The following is a 20453-nucleotide window of genomic DNA, read 5'->3' on the forward strand; positions in this document are numbered from 1 at the left end:
ATATTTTTCATTGATTGATAAGAGTTTTTTAGTATTTTTACGTTTCATTTTATTTCTTAGATCAAAGAGGAATAAAAATATGCAACACCTTTTGTTTTTAGGAGCATTGGTGTTTCTGCTAGGGGGATGTGTAACAAGCACTTCCCTGAACACAAACAATGCTTGTGCTATTTTAGCTCAAAAAAATGGTTTTTTTGATAATTGGGGAAAAGCTTCTAAAAACGCAGAAATGCGCTACGGAATTCCCATTTCTATTATTCTCGCAACCATTAATATGGAGTCAAGCTTTCGTCGCAATGCACGTCCTCCACGCAAAAAGCTACTTGGTTTTATTCCATGGAAACGCCGTTCAACAGCTTATGGTTATTCTCAAGCGCTAGACAGTACATGGGAAATGTATCTTCGTTCTACAGGAAGGTCTTTTGCATGGCGTACCAATTTTGCAGATGCCGCTGATTTTGTTGCTTGGTATCATCGTCAAAGCGTTAAACGTAATGGTGTTAGGTTTGATGATGCCTATAACCTTTATTTAAATTATCATATGGGACATGGTGCTTATGCGCGAAGTAAGGGGTATGCAACTGCAGCGCTTGCACAGGCAGCAGAGCGTATGGCAAGAATATCTAAGCGCTATGAACAGCAATTAAAGGCTTGTGGTTGGCATTAGAGGGGAAGTGTAAAAATTTCTAAATTAAGAATTGGGGTGATACTGAAATTAGTTTGAGAACAGAATAATCAGGTATAGTTTTAAAGAGACATTTCTTAATGCTCCAAAACCCATTTTACGTGTGCACTTATGAATGGTATGACATAAAATCCATAGGGCAGCGCCATTTTTGCGCTTAGGAAAGTACAAGCTGGCACTGTCATTTTGTTTATCAGCTTCCAATGTTGTAACGTCCTTTCATTTAGATGGTTCATAAGAAGCATTTTTATTCTTTTCTTAAATAGTTTTATTTACACGCCATACCCTTTGTGACATGCCAGGAAATGATTTTGCTCGATTCAATATTAAGAGAGTTTGAAATGAGCGAATCTTACTGTATTCAGGTGTTTTATTCAACATGTAAAAAGATGAATTATGATTATAAATCAATATATTGCCGTAATGGTTACACGAATTACATAACTCCATCTAACAAGCAACTCTTGCAATGCATTTGAGAACATGATGGAGAAAATTTTTTCATCAAAATCTTTGTTAAAAAGAAAATGCAATATCAAGGTGTAAAAAGTTTAATATAAAAACTTGCTAACAGAATACATGAAATAGCACTAATCAGAAAAGCTTTCTCTTTTAATAAAAAAGTAAAAAAGAAAAAACAGATATAAATCCTCAAAAAGATTGATAATATAAAAAGATACGTGAAATTAAACCCAACCATACTTTTGGGTCAAAAAAATTACAACATTCCTAAAACTAGAATGATTTGCTTCCAATTTATTCACAAAAAGACTTATCATCATCCTTTTTCAGGTAAGATCGACAGAGTTTAGAAAAATACCCGGTTATTTTTCGTAAAATAATTTAGTGCAGAGTTACAATTTGTAGCTCATGCTCATTAGCTCCTGCAAGAGCGATAGAGCGCTCATCAGACAAAATAATCGGATAACCTGTTTCACCGAACAGCGCCCATATTGTGATGCCTGGGGTCATTGGTGGAAGATCTGGAAAGTTTTTAGCGAGATCATCTGTACAAACTTTTTTTAAGTAAGCGATTTGCCCCACTTCAGAGTAGGACATGTTTTGCAACGACGAGCTCTGTTTATGTTCTCCCATTTTCCTATTCCTTTACGCTTTGACTTTGATATAATTCACCACTGCTAACTTTAATCGGAATCTGCTTTATTTGTTTTTTTGATTTTGGTTGATGTAAGTTAATTGATAAAAGGCCATTTTTCAACTCGGCATTTGTAACATACATTCCCTCGGCGAGAACAAAGGTTCGTTGGAATTGGCGTGCCGCTATACCGTGATATAAATATTGATGATTTTGATTATCTGTTTGCTTGCCATGAATGATTAATTGATTGTCATCGAGCAAGATATTGAGATTATTAACTTTAAATCCAGCAACAGCCAAAGTTATGCGTATATGATTTGTGTCATCGTTTTTGTGTAATCGTTCAATATTATAAGCTGGATAAGCCTCACCAGTTTTACTAATACGTCGCAATGTTTTTTCTACTGTTTCAAATCCTAGAAGAAAGGGATTAGAGAAAGGCGTCACATGTGTCATTGTGAATATCCTCTTCAAAGCGGCTTTGCTTGACCAAGCTCTATAAAAAGTGTTTGTTACATTTCTCTCATATGGCGAGTGTAAATAGTAACTTCAAGAGAGAAGATTCAATGACTCAAAGAACAATAAAATTGTCAAAGACGCGAATATCTTCTGGAATGTTGTATAGCAAAGATGCAATTGAAGAAATATTTCACCGTTTTTCTGTTCAACGTCCGATTCCAAAGAGTGATCTTATCTATACAAATGTTTTTACCCTTTTGGTTGCTGTTGTTCTTTCGGCTCAGGCTACAGATACGAGTGTTAATAAAGCAACAAAAGAATTATTTCGCCTCGCTGATCGACCGGAAAAAATGGTTGCATTAGGAGAAGAAGAAATTGGACGCCATATTCGTACAATTGGTCTTTGGCGTGCAAAAGCACGTAATGTGTATGCGCTTTGTAACTTTTTAATTAACCACTATAGCGGTCAAGTACCTGATAAACGTGAAGCACTTATGGCACTTCCTGGGGTGGGGCGTAAAACAGCTAATGTTGTTTTGAATGTTGCTTTTGGACAACCTACACTGGCAGTAGATACGCATATTTTTCGTCTTGCGAACCGTCTTGGTTTAGCTCCTGGTAAAACACCGGAGATTGTTGAAGAAAAGTTACTAAAGATTATACCGATTCATTATCTCCGCCATGCACATCACTGGCTCATTTTACATGGGCGTTATATTTGCCAGGCGCGCAAGGCACAATGTACGCGATGCATTATTGCTGATTTATGTAAAGCAGCAATCAAAACAAATACAATTCCAGCACCTTTGGTTGAAGTTCAAGATAATGGGCCTCCAATTTTTTTTTGATACGCTCTTGCTATTTTGTATATACTAGCTTATGAAAATACTGTTGGGACCGTCCGGCAGGGCATGCCGTGGCTGTTTAAATGCTTGTTCAAGCGTTGGTCCGCTTGAGTGAATAAATCCACTTTAATGAAAAATTGTATGGAGTAGCAAAATGCCCAAGATGAAGACCAAATCATCCGCTAAGAAGCGGTTTAAAATCACTGCGTCAGGCAAAGTGAAGGTAGCAGCTGCAGGTAAACGCCACGGCATGATTAAACGCTCGAATAAATTTATTCGCGATGCACGTGGAACGATGGTTTTGAGTGAACAAGATGCCAAAAAAGTTATTCAGCATTATTTGCCAAATGGTTTTTAAACCTTACGCTTTTGATTTTTAGGAGAGTATTACATGGCACGTGTAAAAAGAGGTGTAACAGCGCACGCTAAACACAAAAAAGTTCTGAAACAGGCTGAAGGTTTTTACGGGCGTCGTAAAAATACCATTCGTGCAGCTAAGGCTGCGGTTGATCGTTCAAAGCAGTACGCTTATCGTGATCGCAAAAATAGGAAACGCACTTTTCGTGCTTTGTGGATTCAGAGAATTAATGCGGCTGTTCGTGCAGAAGGCTTAACTTATGGGCGTTTTATTGATGGTTTATCGAAAGCAGGTATTGAGGTTGATCGTAAAGTTCTTTCAGATATAGCAATTCATGAAGAAGCAGCATTTCGTGCTTTAGTTGCTTCTGCAAAGAAGGCTTTGGAATATTTAAAAAACACAACGCCTAATGCTTTTGAAGGCGCTGTCAAATAAGCCAGTCGTGTTCTCTTAAAGCATTCATTTGTTCAAGTTCCCGTACTGGTTGTTGCTAGTGCGGGCTTTTTTCTATCCCAAAATAGGCAGAGATATGAGCGACATTAAGCATCTAGAACAAGAAATTCGTTTAGCTTTAGAGGCAGCTAGTGATGAACAAGCACTTGAAACAGTGCGTATTGCGGCGTTAGGCAAAAAAGGTAGCATCTCTGAAAAATTAAAAGCATTAGGAAAAATGGATGCCGAAGAACGCCAAAAAGTTGGGCCAGCTCTTAATGAGTTAAAAAATCGCATTTTAAAATTATGGGCGCAAAAGCGTGATTTTCTGAAACGTCAAGCAATGGATGCGCGTCTTTCTCGTGAAACGATTGATGTAACTTTGCCTGTACGTTCTTCACCTATGGAGCGGGGGCGTATTCATCCTATTTCACAGGTAATTGAGGAAATTATAGCCATTTATACAAAAATGGGTTTTTCCCTTGCAGAAGGGCCAGATATTGAAACAGATTATTATAACTTTACGGCATTGAATTTTCCTGAAGGCCATCCAGCACGTGAGATGCATGACACTTTCTTTTTTGATGTTAATAAAATGGGAGAGCGAAAATTATTACGCACTCATACATCACCTGTGCAAATTCGTACAATGGAAAAACAAAAAGCTCCGATACGTATCATTATTCCTGGGAAAACTTACCGTATGGATTCAGATGCAACGCACTCGCCTATGTTTCATCAGGTAGAAGGTCTTGTAATTGATAAAACCTCTACCATTGCACATATGATATGGCTTCATGAGACTTTTTGTAAAACCTTTTTTGAAGTTCCAACTATAAAGATGCGTTTTCGCCCATCTTTTTTCCCTTTTACTGAACCGTCTATGGAAGTGGATATTCAGTGTGATCGTTCTGGTTCAGAAGTGAAGTTCGGGGAAGGAGAGGATTGGCTAGAAATTTTAGGATGTGGCATGGTGCATCCTCATGTATTGAAAAATGTTGGTTTAGATCCCGATGAGTATCAGGGTTTTGCGTGGGGAATGGGCATTGATCGCATTGCCATGTTGAAATACGGTATGCCTGATTTACGGGCTTTTTTTGATGCTGATCTGCGTTGGTTAGATCATTATGGCTTTCGCTGTTTTGATATGCCTATTTTTTCCCTGGTTTAAGAAATGTGTGATCTTGTCATAGCTTTGATGTGAGGTTTTAAAATGAAATTTACATTGTCTTGGTTGAAAGATCACTTAGAAACAAATGCACCTTTGAATGAAATTTGTGAAAAACTGACGGCTATAGGCCTTGAGGTTGATCATGTTGATGACCGTTCTTTTTTAAAAGGTTTTATAATTGCGAAAATTTTAACAACAGTAAAACATCCTGATGCGGATAAACTTCAGATTTTGTCGGTAGATACGGGGGCTGGTGCACCTGTACAAGTTATCTGTGGTGCACCAAATGCACGTGCTGGGCTTGTTGGTGTTCTTGCTTTACCAGGGACTTATGTGCCAGGGCTTGATGTGACGCTATCGATAGGCAAAATTCGTGGTGTTGAAAGTTTTGGGATGATGTGCTCACAAGCGGAGCTTGAGTTATCAAATGAACACGATGGCATTATTGAGCTTCCAGAAGATGCTCCTATTGGAGGATCATTTGCGAATTATGCTGGTTTAGATGATCCTATCATTGATATTAGTTTGACCCCCAATCGTTCTGATTGTACAGGTGTTCGTGGTATTGCCCGTGATCTTGCTGCTGCTGGAATTGGAAAATTAAAAGAATTATCCTTGCCACAATTCGATCTCTCTTTTGAAACACCACTTGATGTTTCTTTCGATTTTTCACAAAGCGTGTCGATATGTTTAGGTTTTGCTTGGCGTGAAATTCGTAATGTTCAAAATGGTGCTTCACCTCAATGGATGCAACAGCGTTTGAGTGCGATAGGTTTGAGACCGATTAATGCATTAGTTGATATGACTAATTACATAAGTTTTGATCTTGGCCGCCCACTTCATGTTTTTGATGCAGATAAGATTAAAGGCAATTTGTGTGTGCGTTGCGCTCGTGAAGGTGAAAAACTTCAGGCACTTAATGGTAAAATTTATAATTTGTGCGTTAAAGATTGTGTCATTGCAGATGAAGAAGGGGTTATTTCAATTGCCGGTATCATGGGTGGTGAAAGGACGAGCTGTGATGAGATGACGCGTAACGTTATTATTGAGTCAGCGCTTTGGGATGCACAGAACATTGCGCAGACAGGGCGTGCATTAGATCTTATAAGTGATGCCCGTTATAGATTTGAACGGGGAGTTGATCCAGCTTTTATGGAAACAGGGCTTGAGGTTGCGACAGAATTAGCTTTGCGTCTTTGTGGTGGTGAAGTATCTAGGATGAAAGTTGTTGGTTATCAAAAACCAGAAGTCAAACAGATTGCTTTTTCTTTTTCTGAAATTAAACGCTTAACACATTTGCAAATAGAGCGCGATCAAGCTTTAACTATTTTAACAAAGCTTGGGTTTTGCGTTGAAGGTAAGGGAGATGTGGTTACGGTTAAAGTACCAACATGGCGCTCTGATGTTGCTGGTAAAGCGGATTTAGTAGAAGAGGTAATAAGAATTTATGGGCTGGATAAAATTAAGCCTATTCCATTGGAAAATTTTACAGAAGGCAAACATCCAGTTTTAACAATTTTGCAATTTCGTTCACGTGTTGCTCGTTTGGCTTTGGCATATCGCGGTATGAAGGAGGCTGTGACTTGGTCATTTATTTCTGAAAAACAAGCGCTTGCTTTTGGAGGCGGTCAAGCACAACTTAAATTAGTCAATCCTATTTCTGCTGATATGTCGGTAATGCGCCCCTCTCTTTTACCTGGTTTACTGATAACGGCACAACGAAACGCTGATCGTGGATTTCCAGATCTTGCTTTATTTGAAGTTTCCAGCATTTATGAAGGCAATACTCCTGATAAACAACAACATGTTGCTAGTGGAATTCGCCGTGGAACAGAACGATTTGAAGGAGCCGGACGCTTTTGGAATGGAAATGCGGCGGTAGTTGATGTTTTTGATGCAAAAGCAGATGCATTGGCTGTTTTAGAAGCATGTGGTATAGATATTAACAAGGTTCAAATTGAAGTTGGAGCACCTGATTGGTTTCATCCTGGTCGTTCAGGAGTCATAAAGCTTGGGTCAAAGATGATCCTTGGTTTTTTTGGTGTTTTTCATCCTGCCACATTAGAAAGATTAGACGTCAGTGGTTCTTTATGTGGTTTTGAAATTTTTCTTGATCGAATTCCAGAATCAAAGAAAAAAGCAACAAAAAATCGTTCTCCGTTAAAATTATCGCCTTTTCAAATGGTGAGACGTGATTTTGCGTTTGTTGTTGATAAAACGGTTGCCTCTTCTCTTATCGTTCGTGCTGCAAGCAGAGCGGATAAAAAACTTGTTCATTCAGTGCAAGTTTTTGATGTTTTTGAAGATTCAAGCCTTGGGGAAGATAAAAAATCTGTTGCGATTGAAGTCACTATTCAGCCCATTGAACGGACTTTAACTGATGAAGATTTAGAAAAGCTTGCTTTGCAGGTAGTGGAAAATGTTACCAAGATGACAGGCGCATATCTGCGCTGTTAATTTCTTTTGATCAGACTGTTTTATAAAGAAGGAGCATTTGGGGAGTGCTTCCTTATTTTGGCGGCATTCAAGAGCTATAGAGCTTTTTGAAAGAGAATTTCTATACCAAAGTAGGCCGGCTTTAAAGCATTAATTTTTTCAAAACGAAAAAGAATGTTTTTAAACATCTTAAAAAGTTATTATTTTTCATAATCCTTCATTGTAAATGTAAAAGATAACTGTTATTGTTACACGTTAATGCTAATTATTTGCAATAAATAGAGCATATGAAGGAAAGAGAAAAGCAATGAACGTAAGAACATTTTTCACTATAGTTTTGGGAAGTGTTATTTTTTTTACACCCAGTTTTGCTTTGTGTGCTGGTAAATTTAAAGCTGTTACAACATTCACTATCATTGCTGATATGGCACGGAATGTAGCAGGTGATGCTGCTAATGTTGAATCAATCACTAAACCAGGCGCTGAAATTCATGAATATCAACCTACGCCTCGCGATCTTATGCGTGCACAAGGAGCTAATCTTGTATTGTGGAACGGATTAGAGTTGGAGCTTTGGTTTGAAAAGTTTTTTCAAAATATCAAGGATGTTCCAAGTGTTGTTGTTTCAAAAGGTATTATACCGATTAAAATTGGTGAAGGCCCCTTTAGTGGGAAGCCCAATCCTCATGCATGGATGTCGCCGACCTCTGCTTTGATTTACGTTGATAATATTCGCGACGCTTTTATAAAGTACGATCCTGAGCATGCTGCTATTTATAAAGAGAATGCTGAGATTTATAAACAGAAGATTCGTGCAACGATTGATCCAATCAGAGCTGAATTAGAAGCAGTACCACAAGATAAGCGTTGGCTTGTAACCAGTGAGGGTGCATTTAGCTATTTGGCACGTGATTTTGATCTGAAAGAGCTTTATTTATGGCCCATTAATGCTGATCAGCAAGGAACACCACAGCAGGTTAAGCATGTTATTGATATGGTTCGCAAATATAATATCCATGCAGTTTTTTCTGAGAGCACTATTTCCCCTGCGCCTGCTAAACAGGTTGCGAGAGAAACAGGGGCTAAATACGGTGGTGTTCTTTATGTTGATTCTCTAAGTGATAAAAATGGTGAGGTACCCACATATATCGATTTATTACGTGTCACAAGCAGGCGTATTAGCAATGCCTTATTAGATGGAGTAAAAGGTCAATGATAGAATCTGGAATATTTGCCCAAGGGGTAACGGTAACTTATCGTAATGGACATACAGCTTTACGCGAAGTAACTTTTGAAAGCCCCACAGGTTCTATTACGGCATTAGTTGGCGTGAATGGGTCAGGAAAGTCAACGTTATTTAAGGCTATTATGGGGTTTGTGCGACCTTCAAAAGGAAAAATTCGCATATTTGGTTTGCCTGTTGATACGGCTTTGAAAAAAAGCCTTATTGCTTATGTTCCTCAGAGTGAAGATGTTGATTGGAATTTTCCTGTACTCGTTGAAGATGTTGTATTGATGGGACGGTATAGTCACATGAATTTCTTTCGTTATGCACGTGCACGGGATTATGAAGCTGTCCGTGTTGCATTAGAACGGGTCGATATGTTAGCATTTGCCAAGCGCCAAATTGGTGAACTTTCTGGTGGGCAGAAGAAGCGAGTTTTTCTAGCGCGTGCTCTTGCACAGCAAGCAAAGGCTATTTTATTGGATGAGCCATTTACAGGGGTTGATATCACAACAGAAGATAAAATCATTGCTTTGTTACAAGATCTTCGTAAAGAAGGGGCAGTGATATTAGTTTCTACCCACAATTTAGGTTCTGTTCGTGAATTTTGTGATCACACGGTCTTAATCAAGGGGACGGTTTTGGCTTCTGGGTTAACTGAGACCGTCTTCACACAGGAAAATCTAGAGAAAACTTTTGGTGGTGCTTTGCATCATCATATTTTTGATTTTCAAGGTGTGAAAAAGGATGATATTTTCACCGGGGGAAAACGATCTACAGTTCATGAAAATGTTCAAAGAATGGAGCATGTTGCATGATTTCTTGGTTGCTTGAACCGCTGAGCTATCAATATATGGTTAATGCGATGTGGGTTTCGGGATTAGTTGGGTGTGTTTGTGCCTTTCTTTCTGCTTTTTTGATGTTAAAAGGCTGGTCGTTAATTGGCGATGCACTTTCCCATTCGATTGTTCCTGGTGTAGCAGGGGCTTACCTTTTAGGATTACCTTTTTCGCTTGGAGCTTTTTTTTCTGGTGGGCTTGCTGCGGCAGCAATGCTGTTTTTTAATCATCGTACAAAATTAAAAGAAGATACCATTATTGGCCTAATTTTTTCTTCCTTTTTTGCTTTTGGGCTATTTCTTAAATCATTAAAGCCAATGGCGGTTAATATTGATACGATTGTTTTAGGAAATATTTTAGCAGTCAGTTCATCAGATATTATACAATTAGCTTTTATTGGTTTTTTCTCTTTATTTATATTGCTTTTGAAATGGAAAGATCTTCTTGTTTCTTTATTTGATGAAACACATGCACGTGCTATTGGATTGAACGTAAAGTTTTTAAAAATTCTCTTTTTTACATTGCTTGCTGCTTGTACTGTTGCTGCTATGCAAACAGTTGGAGCATTCTTGGTTATTTGTCTTGTTGTGACGCCTGGAGCAACAGCTTATCTTTTAAGTGATCGTTTTATAAATATTTTAATTATTGCAGTTATAATTGGGACATTCACAAGCATATTAGGTGTCTATGTGAGTTATTTTTTGAATGCGCAAACAGGTGGTGTTGTTGTGCTTTTTCAAGCATTTCTGTTTATTCTAGCTTTTATTTTTGCTCCTAAACATGGCTTTATTGCTGCGCGTTTACGTATAAAAGCGGCAAAAAAAGGTGTGATGTTATCATGATTGATCAATTACTACTTCCTTTTCAATTTTCTTTTATGCTTAAAGGCATGCTTATCGTTACGATCCTTTCTGTTCCAATGGCGATGCTTTCTTGTTATCTCATTTTGAAAGGATGGGCGCTTTTAGGTGATGCTATTTCTCATGCGGTTTTTCCTGGTGTTGTTGTTGGTTATATGACAACTCCGTGGATAATAACATTTTTGACTTCTTTGCCATTTGCTTGGTTTCAGTATGTGCGCCCAGAGAATGTTACAATGGCTTTAATTACTTGTGGTGCTTTTGTTGCGGGTATGATTTGTTCTATTCTGACAGGTTTTTTAGGGAGCAATAGTCGCATTAAACAAGACACGGTAATGGGTGTTGTTTTTTCATCGATGTTTGGTTTAGGGCTTGTTTTGGCAACGGCGATTTATAGTAATTTAGATTTGAATCATATTCTATTTGGTAATCTTTTGGGTGTTAACTGGCTTGATATTACGCAGACAGCTATAATTTCTATTATTGTCACTTTTATTCTAGGAGCAAAATGGCGCGATTTTATGCTTTATATTTTTGATTCAGTTCAAGGACGTGCAATGGGATTGCGAATATCGATACTCCACTATACTCTTTTGACGTTGATTTCTCTCACGATTGTTGCAGCTTTGAAAGCTGTTGGTATTGTTCTTGTTATTTCTTTATTAATAGCACCGGGAGCAATTGCTTATCTTATTACGAAGAAGTTTTCTTTTATGTTAGTGATCGCTATACTTGTTGCAGCATTTTCTGGTTTTTTAGGAATTTATCTCAGTTTATTTATAGGCTCTGATTCGGCTTCCACAATTGTATTAATTTTAACTTTGATTTTTATTACCATTTTCATGTCAATTTTTTTTCGTCGAGTCACAGTTCAAGAAGTTTGAATTTTCTAAGTTTATGCATATCAGCCATGCATTTTTATATATTGTCCCTCATGTTTGTTTTGAATAGAAAATATAGTGCTAGGTTATTTTCCTCCTAAACATCTAGCAGGTGAGTGCAGTATGTATTCTCCCCCCCAAGCTGCATTCGTAATTAAGAGGCTGCATTGAGTTATTCTGCAGCCTTTTTATTTTTTCTTTTCCTGAAAATTTATTTATGTTTCTTGAAAATTTTAAAATGACCATCATATTGCGTAAACTGTTTTGTGCTTTAGAGAAGGGGTTACCACAAAAATATACTTACGAATAAAGTAGTATAACAAGTGATTGGCGCTAAAGCATGTGAAAAGTAAGAAAATATAGTAATGGTCTTGTTTAGATAAAAATAGTGCTAGAGGATGAAAAAAAATTTTAAGATATCTCGCTCTTTGCGTATTTGCACGTCTATAATAGGCTGGGCAATGATTGTATTGGCTGTTATCGGTATATTGTTACCTATTATGCCAACTGTGCCATTTTTATTAATTGCTTCATGGTGTTTTGCTCGTTCATCACCACGTTTTCATCGTTGGCTGAAGAATCATCGCTTTTTAGGTCCACCTATTAAGCAATGGGAAGAAAAAAGGGCCATTTCCGTATTTGTTAAAGTTTTTGCGGTAATGAGTATGGCAGGTGGTTTTTTATCTTTTCTAATAATAGTGCATCCAGCTTTGTGGTTTGCTGTATTAGTTGCTGCTATTCTGCTGTTTATTGCCATTTATATTATAACACGTCCATCTTTATAATGGCAGAAATAAAAGGTTTTATGAAAAAATATTTTTTTGATTTTTCTAATTCGTGATAGCTAGTGACAGAGTTTTTCTGCTCTAAAATTCAAGGATAATATCTAAATAGCAAAAATACATCTAAGATAATAAACTGTTTAGAACGATTTATGAGATAGGATGAGAATACAAGAAACAATTTTATGAGTAGAGAGGTCGTATGCAAATACTTCAACCAAATACTTATAAAGCCCTTTTGTAAACAATAATGGATCACATTCATAGGAAGTTATTTGGGTCAGTTAATAATTAGCAAAATCTATATTTGTCGTATCTATCAGTGACGAATTTCATTGTCGTTTGTTTTGAAGAAGATATGTCTATTTGTTTTTATTTTTCAATGTTATCCATAAATAATATGGAAAAGAATCCTTTGGATATCATCATCTTTCTACTTATAAGTAACAGATCAGTGACATTATTATATTGATCTTTTCCTAATATTATACCTATTTTTCCATTAAAGATGGATTATAAAAGGCAATATAGGTTTTTCTCAAATGGTTTATTATAATTCATTCTTTTTATGGCATGAAGTAAACAGATTCTTTTCCGATAATTAAAAGCATACAAAATAAAAGACACTATTCTATATTGTTGTTTTCATTCTCTGTAGAAAGGGAAAAATAGTAATTGTAATCAATATATTAATTTTTTAATTCAGCTAGAAACTAAGTTTTTATAGAACTAACAACATATTTTTTATTACCAAAAAAATTGAGATAACGTTGTACTTCTTGTTGATCACCGACAGTTTTTTCAGAATTATCTGAAAGTTTTACAGCTGGTCGACCATCGGCATGGGTGATTTTACAAACAAGGGAAAGAGCATTAAGAGTTGCAATTTCTTGGGGTGCACAACCTTCAAAATCATTGGTAAGGTCTGTTCCCCATCCAAAACTCATACGCACTCTCCCACGGAAGTGATGGTAGGTTTTTTCAATTGTATCGACATCGAGTGCATCAGAAAAAATCAATAATTTTTCACGAGGATCTTTTCCTTTCTCTTGCCACCATTGAATAATACGTTCACCCCCCTCAATGGGAGGAGCACTATCAGGTCTAAAGCCTGTCCAGTCGGATACCCAATCTGGTGCATTGCGTAAAAATGCTTCTGTACCAAAGGTATCAGGCAAAACAATGAGAAGATTTCCACCATAATAGCGGTTCCAATCTTGCAAGACTTGATATGGTGCTCTTCCTAAATCATCATCATTTTTGGCAAGAGCGGCAATGACCATGGGCAATTCATGTGCATTGGTTCCAAGAGCTTCTAAATCTGTATCCATGGCAAGAAGAACATTGGAAGTCCCGGTAAAAGAATCGCCAATACCTTCTTTTAATGCTTCAACACACCAACGCTGCCATAAAAAAGAATGACGACGCCTTGTACCAAAATCAGATATTTTAATCTCAGGTAATTTTTTAAGACGTTCGACTTTACTCCATATTTTTGCTTTAGCACGCGCATAAAGTACATCGAGAGCGAAACGATCTAAATTTTTCATTGCAGCACGTGAACGTAATTCACTGATAATAGCAAGGGCGGGAATTTCCCACATGGAGCTATAGGCCCACGGACCATGAAAATGAAGGATATATTGCCCATCTTTGCGAGAGAGCTCATACTCTGGTAGTTGAAAATTCTCAAGCCAGTGAAGAAAATCTGGTTTAAAAATTTGTTTACGTCCATAAAATGTATTACCAGCAAGCCAGATCATTTCTTTTTTTGTAAAGCGCAAACTAAGAGCATGATCGAGTTGGGCACGTAGCTCACCTTCATCAATATTATCGGCAAGACGTATTGTTTTGGTACGGTTTATGAGGGAGAAAGTAACATTAACATTGGGATAAAGCCCCCAAATCATCTGTACCATAAGAAGTTTATAAAAATCTGTATCAAGCAGCGAACGAATAATAGGATCAAGTTTCCAGGTATGATTGTAAACACGTCTAGCAATGTCTGTATGATTCATAACCCTCTATTTCTTCCAGTTTTGTGAAATCTAAAATTACTGTCCAACCAACACAATCAATATAGAGAATGTAAATATAATAATTTTACAAGTTTGAGCAAGGATAAAAAGCATTTTATCTTTTTTGTTTTTAAGATTTAAGAGTACATATAATTTCATGTTTCCCCATTTTATGTAACTGTATTGCTGTATAAATCTCGGCATATTTTTTACCATCAACACTAAGCATATTTTCGGATCCCCATTTTACTTTAATAGTGTAAACAGCGTCATGAAATTTTACTTTTGCTTCATATTCGGGCCATGAGGAGGGCAAATGTGGATGTAAAAATAATTGATGAGCTTGACGATTAATTCCAAGAATGGCGTGGATTGCGGCGCGGTAGAACCAGCCTGCTGAGCCTGTATACCATGTCCAACCACCTTGTCCACGGTGTGGTTCAACGGCGTAAATATCTGCGGCCATAATATAAGGTTCAACACGATAAATTTCAGGATCTTGCCCATGAGTGATTGGATTAATCATAGAAAATAAAAGCATAAGCTTTATCGCTTTCACCCATTTCAGCAAGAGCTAAAATACTCCAAATAGCACCATGTGTGTATTGACCACCATTTTCTCGAATGCCAGGAGGATAACCTTTTATATAACCGGGTTCGAGAGTAGTTTTATCAAAAGGCGGCCAGAAAAGACGTATAAGACCACCTTTTTCATCATACAAATGTTCAAGCATTGATGTCATTGCTTGTTTTTGGCGCTTGGGAGATGCCATTTGAGAAATGACAGACCAAGATTGAGCAATCGTATCAATTTGACATTCATCATTTATTTTAGAGCCAAGAGGAGTTCCATCATCAAAATAACCACGTCGATACCAAGCACCATCCCAACCATTTTTTTCTAAGGATTTGGTTAAATGTTTAAGATATGTACTCCATGCTTGTATATGGCTGTTGTCATTACGTTTTTTAGCAAGGGGTATAAACGCCTGTAGTGTTGTACCAAGAAACCATCCTAACCAAATGCTTTCACCTTTCCCTTCAATACCTACTAAATTCATACCATCATTCCAATCACCACCTAAAATAAGAGGAAGACCATGTTGTCCACAGCGTTAGATAGCAAGATCTAAAGCCAAAGCACAATGTTCATAAAGTGTTGTAATCTTTGAGGATTGTGTGGATTTAAAATAAGAGTCTTGTTGTCCACTGCTTAGAGTAGCTCCTTCAATGAAAGGAATTTGGGTATCAAGAAGTGTATCATCACCAGTAGTACTGACATAAAGAGCTGTTCCATATGCAAGCCAGACAATATCATCAGAAATACGCGTGCGAACGCCTTCATTGGTGTCAGGTAACCACCAATGTTGTACATCACCCTCAAGAAATTGATGTGCTGCGGCATTTAACAATTGTTCACGCGCCAGTTGTGGTTTCAATAATAACAAGGATAAGCTATCTTGTAATTGGTCGCGGAAACCAAATGCACCACTGGCTTGATAAAAAGCTGCACGTGCTATGATACGGCAAACATAGATTTGATAAGGAAGCCAATAATTGACCATAATATCAAAAGAGGGATCAGGTGTTTTTACTTGAAATGGAGAAACAAAGTTACTCCATTGCTTTTTTGTTGTGTGTGTAGAATTTCAAAATCCCATACACGCACTTGATCTAGTAATTTTTCAGCTTTTTGCCTATTTTCAGTACTACCAAGATAAAAAATAATTTCTTTTGTTTGCCCTGGTGACAGATCAATATCATAGGCGAATGCTGAACAAGGATCACATCCTGCTTCAACTGTATTTGAAAGGGAGCCAGCGTTACGAATCGCGTGTGGATGTGTAACCGTTCCCGTTACACCAATAAATTGAGTGCGATCGGTGGTAGTACTTGTTGGTATTTCGGAAGCTGATAAAAAGGCTACTTGTTGCGATTTTTCGATGTGATAGGGATTTTGGATAAAATGTGCACCACGTATGGGATCATACGAGGGGAGTATGAAAGGTGCATATTTTGTACGGACATTACCCAAAACCCATTCAACATAATTATACAAGCGTAAACTGCGTGTTTTTTTCCGGCCTTTTTAAGGATGAGGCGTGAAAGACGAACTGGTTGTTCTTGATCGAGTGTATGAGTAAGTTCTAAAGTAATTTCTGAATGTGTGGATTTAAAGGTTGAAAATCCAAAACCATGGCAAGTTATCTTAATAATGAACATTTCATAGAAAAAATAAACTTTTTATTTTTCTTTGAGAATATTTGTAATTTTTAACAAGACAAATTGAAAAGATAAGCAAACAATTTTCTTTAACAAATAAAAAAGGCCGCTAGAAAGATAAGCGACCTTATTTTTAAATAATTTTTAAACAACAGGACTTTAATCTTGTTCTTGTTTTTTTAAGGCTGCACCGAGAATATCGCCAAGAGAAGCACCTGAATCTGTAGAACCATATTGTGCAACTGCTTCTTTTTCTTCTGCAATTTCTAAAGCTTTGATAGATACTGAAAGTTTACGTGTTTTTTTATCAAATGCTGTAATACGGGCATCAACTCTCTGACCAACGGAAAAACGTTCAGGGCGTTGTTCATCACGGTCACGGGCTAAGTCAGCACGGCGAATAGTTGTTTCAAGATTATGGTCAATCAATTTTACATCAATGCCATTGTCATTAACAGCAGTCACTTCACATGTTACGACAGCACCTTTGCGAAGTTCACCAGAGGCAGCTGCTTCTCCAACTTTATCGCTGGAAAGTTGCTTAATTCCAAGGGAGATACGCTCTTTTTCAACGTCAACATCAAGGACCACAGCTTTAACAACATCGCCTTTATTGTAAGTATCAATGACTTGTTCACCAGGACGATTCCAATCAAGATCAGAAAGATGAACCATACCATCAACATCACCTTCAAGGCCAATGAAAAGACCAAATTCCGTTTTGTTTTTGACCTCTCCTTCGATTTGTGAGTTGACAGGAAATTTATTAGCAAAAGCAACCCATGGATTTTCAAATGTTTGCTTTAAGCCAAGAGAAATACGTCGTTTAGAAGGATCAATTTCAAGTACAACCACTTCTACCTCTTGTGATGTGGACAAAATTTTTCCAGGATGAACATTTTTCTTTGTCCAACTCATTTCAGAAACATGGATCAGCCCTTCGATTCCTGGTTCTATTTCAACAAAACCACCGTAATCAGTAATGTTGGTAACAGCACCAGTAATTTTTTTGCCAACGGGATATCTAGCGCTGATGCTTTCCCAAGGATCACTTTCAAGTTGTTTCATGCCAAGAGAGATACGGTGTGTATCTTGATTGATGCGAATAATTTGAACTTTAATTGTTTGGCCAATCGTAAGTACTTCAGATGGATGGTTAACACGCCGCCACGCCATATCTGTGACGTGTAAGAGACCATCAATTCCACCAAGATCAACAAAGGCACCATAATCAGTGATATTTTTAACCACACCTTCAACAATTTGATTTTCTTCAAGATTTTGTACAATTTCTGAACGTTGTTCAGCACGGCTTTCTTCTAAAACAGTACGACGTGAGACGACAATATTACCACGACGACGATCCATTTTTAAAATTTCAAAAGATTGTGAATTGTGCATTAAAGGTGAAACATCACGAATTGGGCGAATATCAACTTGGCTGCGAGGCAGGAAAGCAACAGCACCGTCAAGATCAACTGTAAAACCTCCTTTTACTTGGCTAAAAATAACTCCTTCAACGCGTGCACCGGCATTAAATTTTTCTTCCAAACGAATCCAACTTTCTTCACGTCGTGCTTTCTCACGTGATAGAACAGCTTCACCCATTGCATTTTCAATGCGTTCGATATAAACCTCAACTTCGTCACCAACTTGCAAGGATCCATCTTTTCCTTTAGCTCCAAATTCTTTAAGTGGAATACGACCTTCGACTTTAAGTCCAGCGTCAATAATGGCCATATCTTTTTCGATTGCAATGACGCGACCTTTAACAACCGATCCTTCATTAAGATCCTTTGTTTGGAAGGATTCCATAAGAAGAGCTTCGAAATCCGCTGTTGTGGGATTGTATTGTGACATAAGAACTCCTGATACATACCTTATTTTAAAGGTATAAGCGCTAGGTTAGTGTTAACACAGGATAACTTCCTGCCTTTTTCCCTAATACAGGAAGAAAAATTAGCGCTCGGCCGGAAATCACCTTTGACGACTTTATTCAATTATACGCCCTTTTATGATGGGATCAATAAAAGTGCATGCAACTGCAAATGTTGCTTCTATACTCAATTCTGACGTATCAAGCAAGTGGGCATTTTTTGCTGGTTTTAGCGGGCTTTGTTTGCGGGTTATATCACGGTTATCACGCTGTTCAAGATTGGCAAGAATTTCATAATAATCTGCTTGGGCTCCTTTTTTTAAAATCTCTTGATAGCGACGTTTTGCACGTGTTTGAACATTAGCTAGAACATAAAACTTAATATCAGCGTTGGGGCAGACGACAGTACCAATATCGCGTCCATCCAGCACACTGCCGGGTAGAGTTTTAGCAAAGTTACGTTGTTTGGCGATAAGAATTTCACGTATAGCGGGATTGAGGGCTATTTTTGAAGCAGCTTCACCAAGTTTATGAGAAGAGAGAAGAGCTGGATTTAAAGTGTTAAAATCGAGTTCTTTAGCACAGGCAAGAGCACTTTTTGCATCATTAAGAGCTAATTTTTGTTGTAAAAGTGCATAGGCAACACCACGATAAGTGAGACCGGTATCGAGATGGTGTAGACGATAATGTGTAGCAATTTTGCGTGCTAATGTTCCTTTGCCTGAAGCTGCTGGTCCATCAATTGCAATCACAAAAGGTTTCAAGAAATTTTCCCCCCAAGCTGTTTTATGAAAGGAATAAATTCTGGAAAGCTGGTAGCGATCATTCGTTTATCATCAATGGTAACGGGTTTTTCTGATGCAAGTCCAAAGACCAAAAAGCACATAGCAATTCGATGATCAAGATGTGTGGTGACATTTCCACCACCCAATCCTTTTTCAGAGCCTTTTCCATGAACAATGAGAAAATCTTTACCTTCTTCACACTCTACGTGATTAATTTTTAGTCCGTGAGCGATAGCAGATAATCGATCTGATTCCTTAACACGCAATTCTTCAATTCCTAGCATAGTTGTTTTGCCTTCAGCAAAAGCTGCTGCTACCGCTAAAGCAGGATATTCATCAATCATTGATGGAGCCCGTTCTTTAGGTATAGTGACACCTTTTAGCATTGATGATTGAACCCGCAGATCAGCAACATCTTCTCCTCCTGTTTGGCGTTGGTTCAAAAGCTCAATTTGAGCGCCCATTGCCCATAATGTTTCGATAAGTCCCATCCGAGAATGGTTTATAAGAACATTTTCAATGGTGACATCAGAGTCTTTTACAAGAAGGGCAGCGATTAGCGGAAAAGCTGCTGAAGAGGGATCGCCTGGGATATTAATAGTTTGTCCGGTAAGGTGTGGTTGGCCATTGAGATGAATAAAACGCGTACCTTTTGCATCTATTTCTATTTCAAGTTCTGCACCAAATGCTTTTAACATCTTTTCCGTATGATCTCGGGTGAGGACAGGTTCAATAACAGTTGTAGTACCGGCTGTATTAAGAGCAGCAAGCAGGATAGCTGATTTTACTTGGGCAGAAGCCATTGGAATACGATAGCGAATCGGATTAGCCATTTTCGGGCCATAAAGCGTTAAAGGAAGAAGATCTCCATGGGTAGCTTCAATTTCAACACCCATTAATCGTAGCGGATCCAGAATACGTCCCATGGGGCGTTTGGAGAGAGAAGCGTCACCGATAAAGGTTGTTTTCATATGGTATGGACCAACCATCCCCATAACCAAGCGAGCACCTGTGCCAGAATTACCAAAATTTAAAGGTTGTTGTGCAGCTAAGAGACAGCCATTCCCAGTTCCACGAATGATCCAGAGATCACCTTTTTTATAAATATAGGCACCTATACCTTGCATAGCAGCAGCTGTTTTTAGAACATCATCGCTTTCAAGCAGTCCGTGAATATGTGTTTCACCACTTGCTAATCCTCCTAATATAAGAGATCGATGGGAAATTGATTTATCTCCTGGTATTTTAATTTTTCCAGAAAGACTAGTAGATTTGTAGGCGGTTATAGGTATTGCTTTTTGCATAGAAGTTCTATCTAATTTGGTCTAAATTTATTAATAAGTTTCCTTTAGCACATGCTTTGAAAGGCGTCATAAAGAAATCCATGTGGAATGATGTATTTATCTTTGACAAAGACATTATTTTTTGATTAAGCACCATGAAATTTATTTTTTAATGGAATTATAGTTAACTGAAAGA

17 protein-coding genes and 1 pseudogene are annotated in these 20453 nt (G+C 37.7%); 11 read left to right on the forward strand and 7 right to left on the reverse strand.

All coding sequences use genetic code 11. From position 1 onward, the window contains the following. The first annotated feature begins 79 nt into the window (after positions 1-79). Positions 80-667 (forward strand): transglycosylase SLT domain-containing protein, encoded by a 588-nt coding sequence (locus HWV54_RS04305; RefSeq protein WP_005866399.1) that lies wholly within the window; start codon positions 80-82, stop codon positions 665-667. Positions 668-1528: 861 nt separating this feature from the next. On the opposite strand, the gene HWV54_RS04310 is transcribed toward HWV54_RS04305, so the two are convergent. Continuing rightward, positions 1529-1780: a BQ00720 family protein gene (locus HWV54_RS04310; RefSeq protein WP_005866397.1), complete on the reverse strand. Its 252-nt coding sequence runs from the start codon at positions 1778-1780 to the stop codon at positions 1529-1531. 4 nt (positions 1781-1784) lie between these two features. Further along, positions 1785-2240: an Hsp20 family protein gene (locus HWV54_RS04315; protein ID WP_005866395.1), complete on the reverse strand. Its 456-nt coding sequence runs from the start codon at positions 2238-2240 to the stop codon at positions 1785-1787. A gap of 110 nt (positions 2241-2350) precedes the next feature. Between HWV54_RS04315 and nth the strand changes: the two genes are divergently transcribed. The 10 genes from nth to HWV54_RS04365 all read left to right on the forward strand — a co-directional run bounded on the left by nth (position 2351) and on the right by HWV54_RS04365 (position 12075). Beyond that, positions 2351-3091, forward strand: a complete 741-nt coding sequence (gene nth / locus HWV54_RS04320) for an endonuclease III (RefSeq protein WP_005866393.1) — start codon at positions 2351-2353, stop codon at positions 3089-3091. A gap of 151 nt (positions 3092-3242) precedes the next feature. Continuing rightward, complete coding sequence (gene rpmI, locus HWV54_RS04325) at positions 3243-3446, forward strand: 50S ribosomal protein L35 (protein WP_005866391.1); 204 nt, start codon at positions 3243-3245, stop codon at positions 3444-3446. 33 nt (positions 3447-3479) lie between these two features. Next, complete coding sequence (rplT, locus tag HWV54_RS04330; protein WP_005866390.1) at positions 3480-3881, forward strand: 50S ribosomal protein L20; 402 nt, start codon at positions 3480-3482, stop codon at positions 3879-3881. 94 nt (positions 3882-3975) lie between these two features. After that, positions 3976-5049, forward strand: a complete 1074-nt coding sequence (pheS, locus tag HWV54_RS04335) for a phenylalanine--tRNA ligase subunit alpha (protein WP_005866387.1) — start codon at positions 3976-3978, stop codon at positions 5047-5049. A 42-nt stretch (positions 5050-5091) separates the two neighbouring features. Further along, positions 5092-7506 carry a phenylalanine--tRNA ligase subunit beta gene (gene pheT / locus HWV54_RS04340; RefSeq protein ID WP_005866385.1) on the forward strand — a complete coding sequence of 805 codons (2415 nt, stop codon included), beginning with the start codon at positions 5092-5094 and terminating at the stop codon, positions 7504-7506. Positions 7507-7792: 286 nt separating this feature from the next. Next, positions 7793-8701: a metal ABC transporter substrate-binding protein gene (locus HWV54_RS04345; RefSeq protein ID WP_005866384.1), complete on the forward strand. Its 909-nt coding sequence runs from the start codon at positions 7793-7795 to the stop codon at positions 8699-8701. Next, the gene (locus tag HWV54_RS04350; protein WP_005866382.1) at positions 8698-9528 is read left to right on the forward strand and encodes a manganese/iron ABC transporter ATP-binding protein; all 831 of its coding nucleotides are present in this window, start codon (positions 8698-8700) and stop codon (positions 9526-9528) included. The genes HWV54_RS04345 and HWV54_RS04350 overlap by 4 nt, the downstream gene beginning before the upstream one ends. After that, positions 9525-10391, forward strand: a complete 867-nt coding sequence (locus HWV54_RS04355; RefSeq protein WP_005866380.1) for a metal ABC transporter permease — start codon at positions 9525-9527, stop codon at positions 10389-10391. Before HWV54_RS04350 ends, HWV54_RS04355 begins: the two co-directional genes overlap by 4 nt. Further along, complete coding sequence (locus HWV54_RS04360) at positions 10388-11293, forward strand: metal ABC transporter permease (protein ID WP_005866378.1); 906 nt, start codon at positions 10388-10390, stop codon at positions 11291-11293. The genes HWV54_RS04355 and HWV54_RS04360 overlap by 4 nt, the downstream gene beginning before the upstream one ends. 395 nt (positions 11294-11688) lie before the next feature. Beyond that, complete coding sequence (locus tag HWV54_RS04365) at positions 11689-12075, forward strand: YbaN family protein (RefSeq protein ID WP_040296406.1); 387 nt, start codon at positions 11689-11691, stop codon at positions 12073-12075. A 710-nt stretch (positions 12076-12785) separates the two neighbouring features. Here HWV54_RS04365 and pncB read toward each other — a convergent pair. The 5 genes and pseudogenes from pncB to aroA form a co-directional block, all read right to left on the reverse strand. Further along, positions 12786-14090 carry a nicotinate phosphoribosyltransferase gene (pncB, locus tag HWV54_RS04370; RefSeq protein WP_005866374.1) on the reverse strand — a complete coding sequence of 435 codons (1305 nt, stop codon included), beginning with the start codon at positions 14088-14090 and terminating at the stop codon, positions 12786-12788. Between the two features lie 130 nt (positions 14091-14220). Then, positions 14221-16295 (reverse strand): annotated as a pseudogene (locus HWV54_RS04375) (glycoside hydrolase family 94 protein); the annotation flags it as partial. A gap of 177 nt (positions 16296-16472) precedes the next feature. Next, the gene (gene rpsA, locus HWV54_RS04380; RefSeq protein ID WP_005866363.1) at positions 16473-18173 is read right to left on the reverse strand and encodes a 30S ribosomal protein S1; all 1701 of its coding nucleotides are present in this window, start codon (positions 18171-18173) and stop codon (positions 16473-16475) included. Positions 18174-18305: 132 nt separating this feature from the next. Beyond that, positions 18306-18953, reverse strand: coding sequence for a (d)CMP kinase (cmk, locus tag HWV54_RS04385; protein WP_005866361.1), 648 nt, complete (start codon positions 18951-18953; stop codon positions 18306-18308). After that, complete coding sequence (gene aroA / locus HWV54_RS04390; protein ID WP_005866359.1) at positions 18950-20278, reverse strand: 3-phosphoshikimate 1-carboxyvinyltransferase; 1329 nt, start codon at positions 20276-20278, stop codon at positions 18950-18952. The genes cmk and aroA overlap by 4 nt, the downstream gene beginning before the upstream one ends. Between the last annotated feature and the right edge of the window lie 175 nt (positions 20279-20453).

Origin of the sequence: Bartonella alsatica (assembly GCF_013388295.1) — a bacterium.
Classification (GTDB): domain Bacteria; phylum Pseudomonadota; class Alphaproteobacteria; order Rhizobiales; family Rhizobiaceae; genus Bartonella; species Bartonella alsatica.